General features: G+C 49.0%; 2 protein-coding genes and 1 CRISPR repeat array. Of the genes, one reads left to right on the forward strand and one right to left on the reverse strand.

Annotated features, from left to right (window positions below):
• Window positions 1–364: 364 nt before the first annotated feature.
• Window positions 365–2,482: a DNA-binding protein gene (locus QUB39_RS05080; RefSeq protein WP_333485019.1), complete on the forward strand. Its 2,118-nt coding sequence runs from the start codon at window positions 365–367 to the stop codon at window positions 2,480–2,482.
• 278 nt (window positions 2,483–2,760) lie between these two features.
• A CRISPR array of direct repeats spans window positions 2,761–5,925; the repeat unit is 37 nt; unit sequence GCCGCAATTAACCAAACTCCCTATCAGGGATTGAAAC.
• 51 nt (window positions 5,926–5,976) lie between these two features.
• On the opposite strand, the gene QUB39_RS05085 is transcribed toward QUB39_RS05080, so the two are convergent.
• The gene (locus QUB39_RS05085) at window positions 5,977–7,077 is read right to left on the reverse strand and encodes a precorrin-8X methylmutase (protein WP_333054282.1); all 1,101 of its coding nucleotides are present in this window, start codon (window positions 7,075–7,077) and stop codon (window positions 5,977–5,979) included.
• Window positions 7,078–7,446 lie beyond the last annotated feature (369 nt).

Genomic DNA, 7,446 nt, shown 5'->3' on the forward strand with positions numbered 1-7,446 from the left:
TGCAAAATTGAACTATTGTGGAACAGGCCCTCGTAGCCTGTTGCTGAATTTTCCAGGGCGGGCTCTCCTGCCCAACTCCTACTCCCCACAATAAAATTGAACTATTGTGGAACAGGCCCTCCTAGCCTGTTGCTGAGTTTTCCAGGGCGGGCTCTCCTGCCCAACCCACAATAAAATAGAATTATCGTGGAACAGTCCCTCGTAGCCTGTTGCTGAATTTTCCAGGGCGGGCTCTCCTGCCCAACCCCTACTCCCCACAATAAAATAGAATTACGGATTTATCAGTGGGGTAGCTTTCTTTAATCTAAAATCCAAAATCTCAAATCTAAAATCGATTGATGCCCCCATACCCTAAGCGAATTCTATGCAGTTGCAGCGCCAATTTAGCGGACAACTGATTGCGATCGACACCAAAACCGCGATCGCCAGTGGGGGTGAAGGTCGCATCTACCCGATCGCCCAAGACTCGTCCCTTGTAGCAAAAATCTACCACAAACCGACAGACGAAGACGGCGACAAACTCACAGTCATGTTCAGTATGCCGCCGGATGCGCCGATCGCGGAACCCGGGCACGCTTCCATTGCTTGGCCGATCGATTTGCTGCATACTGTCGGCGGGCGCGAAAAAATCGTCGGTTTTGTGATGCCACGCGTCAACAAAGTGATGCCGGTACACACTTTCTACACTCCCAAAACCAGGCGCGAACAAAAACCGCTATTTAGCTATCTTTACCTCCACCGTACCGCCAGAAACCTCGCCTCGGCTGTAAATGCCCTCCACGTCAGGGGTTACGTCATCGGTGACGTAAACGAGTCGAACATTCTCGTGACGGATACGGCATTGGTAACGCTGGTGGACACGGATTCGTTTCAAGTCCGCGATCCTTATACGGGTTACGTTTATCGGTGTCCCGTGGGGAAACCGGAGTTTACGCCGCCGGAGTTGCAGGGGCAGACTTTCCGCGATATCGATCGATCTCCAGAGCACGATTTGTTCGGTTTAGCGGTATTAATTTTTCAATTGCTGATGGAAGGTACGCATCCGTTTGCGGGAGTTTATCTCGGTAGCGATGAACCACCGTCTTTGGAAGCGAGAATTCGATCGGGCCATTTCCCCACAGGTACGAAACGGATTCCCTACCGCCCGATGCCCGCTGCGCCTCCTTTTGAGATGCTGCATCCCCGACTGCGGCAGATGTTTATCCGCTGTTTTGAGGAAGGGCACGGCAATCCTGCGGCGCGCCCGGATGCGAAAACTTGGGTGAATGCGATTCGGGAAGCGGAAGATGCTTTAGTTACTTGCAGCAAAAACAGTCAGCATAAGTACGGAAATCATCTCAGTCGGTGTCCTTGGTGCGATCGGGCAAAACTCCTCAAAGGGCGCGATCCGTTTCCTTCGCGGCAAGCAATCAGCCACGGATTGCACTTGCAGCCAGCGAAAATCAAGCGTAAAAAGCCCCAAACCCCGCCTGTCGTACCCCAGCCCGCAGTCCGCAGGCAACAGCCATCCACGGGGCTGCCACGCCCCATGGGCCAGTACGCAGTGCCGTTGCTACCGATGCCGATGTCTTCTCGGAGTCGGACTCCTGCGCCTCGGGTTCCCCTGGGCAAGTTTGAGCGCATTTTTCAGGATGCTGCTTGGGGTGGTGTTTGGGGTAGTTTGTGTTTGGCGGCGATCGGGGGGATTTATTCGGCAATAGCTGAGGGCGGCAGTGCTATTTTGGGGGCGATTTTTGTTGGTTCGATTTGGGGCTGTTTTTTTGGGGTGATGTGGGGGGTTTTTACTTTGTCGCCGAATCAAATTTGGCGGAAGTGGGGCGGTGTTTTGGTGGGGGCGTCTTGGGGGGCTTTTTTGTTGGCGGCGATCGGCGGTGCGGTGTTTGGCGCGATTAATAGCACTCCGGGGATCGGGGAGAGGATTTTGGCTGGGGCGGGGGTTGGTGCTGTCTGGGGCTGTGTTTGGGCGAGTTTTCAGCCTCCTCTGGCGCTGCCGATGGGGAGGGTGTGGGGCCGACGGGGAGGGTATTTGGGGGCCGTCTGGGGCTCGTTTGTGGGGACTCTGGCTGGTGTTTTTTTGGGGGCTGGGCTGGTGGTTTGGCAGCAGTACGGTGTCCAGATGCGGCCGGTGGATGAGTTTGCGCGTTTGCTGCTGGGTGTGGCGATCGTGGCGGCTGGTGTCGGTTCTGTTGGAGGTGTGGTTTCTGGCGGTTTGTTGGGTTTTTGCGGGTTTGCGCCGAAGTTGCCGATTTCGTTTCAGCCTTCGGGTGTAAGTGGTGGGAGTTTGGGGGCGATTTGGGGCAGTTTTTTGGGGACTTTTGCGGGTGCTGTGTTGGGTGCGGGGGTGTCTGCGATGTTTCCGGCTGTTAGCGCTGGGGTGCCGGTGGAGTTGGGGCCTGTGGCGGGGGCGATCGTGGGGGCTGGTTTGGGGGCGATTTGGGGGGTGGTTTCGGGTACTGTTTGGGGGGCTTTGGGTAAGTGGTGATCGGTTGATGTCTGTTTTTGGGTGGAAAATGCGTCTATGAGTAGGTGTAAAAATCGAGGTGTTAAATTGGGGGGCTATAATGTAGATGCTGTAAGGGTTAGAGGCCCTTCAAGCAATAAAATGGTAGACGCAATCGCTGAAATCTATGCGGGACAAGGGTTTGAGGGCTGTCTGAAAAGTTGGGTATTGACAAGTCGAAGGCTGAAATGGTACTTTTGTTTTATGCAGACGCAAATGAACCTTGAAAACCAAATACAGCAAAGCCTCTGGAACGGGCGGCCGCAATTAACCAAACTCCCTATCAGGGATTGAAACACATTGCTCGCTCGCTTCTGCAATGGTTTCATCCTTCGCCGCAATTAACCAAACTCCCTATCAGGGATTGAAACGTTGAACAAAATTTGCAAATCGATTGATTAAGTCTCCGGCCGCAATTAACCAAACTCCCTATCAGGGATTGAAACGACATACTTCCCATACAGGGCTACATTAAAAAGAAGAGCCGCAATTAACCAAACTCCCTATCAGGGATTGAAACTGTAAGGTATGTAAGTCAATGGTTTCAGCCGTTTCTGGCCGCAATTAACCAAACTCCCTATCAGGGATTGAAACCGATTTCGCGAGAGTCCAACACTCCCATGATTTGCCGCAATTAACCAAACTCCCTATCAGGGATTGAAACAGATTGACTTAATACTTTCTTCGACTGCCGAATTGCCGCAATTAACCAAACTCCCTATCAGGGATTGAAACTCAGAATTTTGATTTCCCCTTCCCCCGCGCCGGGATGCCGCAATTAACCAAACTCCCTATCAGGGATTGAAACTTCAGGATTTGGTAGTAACCTCGGAAAGCGACAAATTGCCGCAATTAACCAAACTCCCTATCAGGGATTGAAACTCTACCATACCATTTGCCTTTATTTTGCAATCTAGCCGCAATTAACCAAACTCCCTATCAGGGATTGAAACCATATGAGGGTATAAAGAGTGAAAATCTACTAGCCAGGCCGCAATTAACCAAACTCCCTATCAGGGATTGAAACTCCCATTCAAAAAGCATCAATTGCAATTGAAGATACTGCCGCAATTAACCAAACTCCCTATCAGGGATTGAAACGATCAACCTTGCAGCTTCATCCAAACTACTGCCGCCGCAATTAACCAAACTCCCTATCAGGGATTGAAACGGATTAATGGACATTCAATTTGTGGGTATAGAAGAGCCGCAATTAACCAAACTCCCTATCAGGGATTGAAACCCACCGCTAAAGCAATTGGGAGATATTTCCTATCAGGCCGCAATTAACCAAACTCCCTATCAGGGATTGAAACCAAGCTTTACCGTATATCCTGAATCGAAAAGTTTTTATTGCCGCAATTAACCAAACTCCCTATCAGGGATTGAAACCTTTATTCCAGCCTGTCCACTGATTTTTTTTATAGCCGCAATTAACCAAACTCCCTATCAGGGATTGAAACGTCACCCCTCATCTGCATATGTACCTACCAAAATGCCGCAATTAACCAAACTCCCTATCAGGGATTGAAACAGCATCAGCAAACGCTCTTTCGTTGGCATTGCGTTTCTGGCCGCAATTAACCAAACTCCCTATCAGGGATTGAAACACTCAAAGACTTATGCCCTGCGGCAACACCGCCCGCCGCAATTAACCAAACTCCCTATCAGGGATTGAAACCGATGTTCGCCGCACCAATGGGATGCGAGCTACGCGCCGCAATTAACCAAACTCCCTATCAGGGATTGAAACGTGAGCCATTATTGGAGGCTCTTGATATCTCAAGCTAGCCGCAATTAACCAAACTCCCTATCAGGGATTGAAACCAAAGCGTGATGCACAGAAATTCATGGAATCACTGATGCGCCGCAATTAACCAAACTCCCTATCAGGGATTGAAACTAGGGCTTCTTGGATTTTGGCGGCTGTGATTAAATGCCGCAATTAACCAAACTCCCTATCAGGGATTGAAACAGAAATTCTGCGAAGTTCTCCCAAGCTTCCTCTGCCGCAATTAACCAAACTCCCTATCAGGGATTGAAACCCAGCCAGCATTTTGAGCTCCACCGCGGGGCAAAACGCCGCAATTAACCAAACTCCCTATCAGGGATTGAAACGGCTGCATCAGGATGCTCACCAAAATCTTCTGGGCCGCAATTAACCAAACTCCCTATCAGGGATTGAAACCTTTTGAAGAGCATCAATCAAATTAAGTAATTTCGGCCGCAATTAACCAAACTCCCTATCAGGGATTGAAACAAAATTGATTGGTTGCGGTTTCAAGTTTCAAGTTAGCCGCAATTAACCAAACTCCCTATCAGGGATTGAAACAAAAATGGTTGATTGGGATGGCACTAAAGCTATGCAGCCGCAATTAACCAAACTCCCTATCAGGGATTGAAACAGTGCCGGGGTTTCTGCGGGAAGTGCGATCGGCTGCCGCAATTAACCAAACTCCCTATCAGGGATTGAAACAAACCAAGCTACAAGAAGGAATGCTTGATAGTGGTATGCCGCAATTAACCAAACTCCCTATCAGGGATTGAAACTTTTAATTCTGCGTCCCAATATTCCCAAGCAATAAGCCGCAATTAACCAAACTCCCTATCAGGGATTGAAACGATTCAGGCTGAGATTACAGGCAACACAACTCAGAAGCCGCAATTAACCAAACTCCCTATCAGGGATTGAAACGATACCGATAAGTGCAAAAAGTGGGTATCTGCAAAGCCGCAATTAACCAAACTCCCTATCAGGGATTGAAACATAAGGGATATTTTACCTTAAAGACAAAACCCAGCTAGGCCGCAATTAACCAAACTCCCTATCAGGGATTGAAACCTACACCAATAGCAGTAATTGCAATATTAGCCGAGTAAGCCGCAATTAACCAAACTCCCTATCAGGGATTGAAACACGATCAAAGCTAGCAGCAACACAGTACAGCCTAGCATGCCGCAATTAACCAAACTCCCTATCAGGGATTGAAACAAATCTGTCACCAAATAATCTCTGAAGATTGGCTGCCGCAATTAACCAAACTCCCTATCAGGGATTGAAACTGTAGACTGATTCTAGCGCTGCTATTTGCTGCGGTGGCCGCAATTAACCAAACTCCCTATCAGGGATTGAAACAAACTCAGATAGCGGCTATCAAAAAGGCTCAAGCAGGCCGCAATTAACCAAACTCCCTATCAGGGATTGAAACTTGCCCTGACCTATTTATTACCCCAGTTTATACAGCGCCGCAATTAACCAAACTCCCTATCAGGGATTGAAACTTCCGGCAACCATACCTGCACGTCGCCATTTTCCGGCCGCAATTAACCAAACTCCCTATCAGGGATTGAAACTTATAATTTCATCTAGTAACTGTCCCATTGTTACGCCGCAATTAACCAAACTCCCTATCAGGGATTGAAACCTCTGAAAGAGCAAAATACAAATTAAGTCACAACCAACCTAAATCCCATCTTTACTTCAAATGACAGTGACAATTCGGCTTTTCAATCAAAGACTCAACCAAAGCATTCAAAGCAACCGCCGCCAACAAGCCGCCGCCAAAAGTTCCCACAGTCGTAATATAAGCAACGCCCGATCGCACTAACCGCCGTTTCGCCACCGGAGAATGACTAAAACCGATCGGCATTCCAACTACCAAAGCCGGTTGCAATTGCCCACACTCGATCGCCTCGCAAACCGCCATCAGCACAGACGGCGCATATCCTATCACCAATATACATCCTTTTTCCAGTTTCAACAACTTATCAAACCACTCACGCTGCTGCCAGAATTCCTGTTCCGCTTCCGCCGCAGCATTGATGTGCGGGTCATCAATTAAAGTTGCAATACTTGTTCCCAAATGCGCCAATCTTGTCCGATCCAAAGCAGCAAAAACAGGCGGCACATCAGCCACAATTTGACACTGATTTTTCAAAGCATCCCGCGCCGATTTAATCGCCGTTTCGCTCAACTTCACAAACGGCAGCAGCGAACAATCTCCGCAAGCTAACACCAGTTTAGAAAGCAAGTCTACCTCAATTTCCGAGCGATCGGCCAAATCCGGCAACAAAAGCTGCAACGACTCCCCAAAATCCTCCGGGTGAGTGTGCGCCCCCGCATCCCAACCCTCCCAAAATTGTTCCAACTCATCCCACCCCCCCTCAGTTTCCGCCTGCAACAGCCTTAATTGCGCCAATGCGTCCGCTTGCACCGCTTGACAGGAAATATCCCGTCCCAGCAATCCTTCCAGCGCCGAAGCCGTTTCTCTGAGGCGAACAATTTGCTGAATAACCGACAGATATTGCCGTTGCAGAGTCGCCATCAGCGCGTCAGGCGAAGCATCCGCGTCAGTTTCTAACAGTTTGCGGATGTGAGACAGTTGAAAGCCTTGCTGCTTGAGTGCCACTATTCTTTGCAGCCTTTGCACATCGCTGCGGGTATACAATCTATAGTTAGAAGTCGATCGTACCGCCGGAGATAGCAGCCCCAAAGCGTGATAGTGTCGCACCATCCGAGGGGTAATTGTGCCTTTTACCGCTTCTGTAAGTTGTTTGATTGTCAGGTATTGTTGCATGGGATTTTGGGAATTTTGGGATTGTATATTTGATTCTCGAATTCACCCAGAGTCCGCTGGGGAATCAATTCCCACGCATTCACCCAGAGTCCGCCGGGGAATGAATTCCCCGCCTCATAGCAGAAGTCGGTTAAAACCGACTAAAACATTAAATTCAATTCTCAGCCATCTTCAGTCCTCTTCCAGAGGACTTGCGCTATGAGACAGGGAATTCATTCCCTGTCGGACTGTCGGACTCAACTATTCTTATTGCATGGGATTTTGGGATTTTGATTGTATATTTGATTCTCGAATTCACCCAGAGTCCGCCGGGGAATGAATTCCCCGCCTCATAGCAGAAGTCGGTTAAAACCGACTAAAACATTAAAT

The organism is Microcoleus sp. AT8-B5, assembly GCF_036705565.1.
Taxonomy (GTDB): domain Bacteria; phylum Cyanobacteriota; class Cyanobacteriia; order Cyanobacteriales; family Microcoleaceae; genus Microcoleus.

Excerpts from the sequence above, each read along its gene's own strand:
- QUB39_RS05080 (WP_333485019.1), top strand. The coding sequence starts at position 365 with ATGCAGTTGCAGCGCCAATTTAGCGGACAACTGATTGCGATCGACACC.
- QUB39_RS05085 (WP_333054282.1), bottom strand. The coding sequence starts at position 7,077 with ATGCAACAATACCTGACAATCAAACAACTTACAGAAGCGGTAAAAGGC.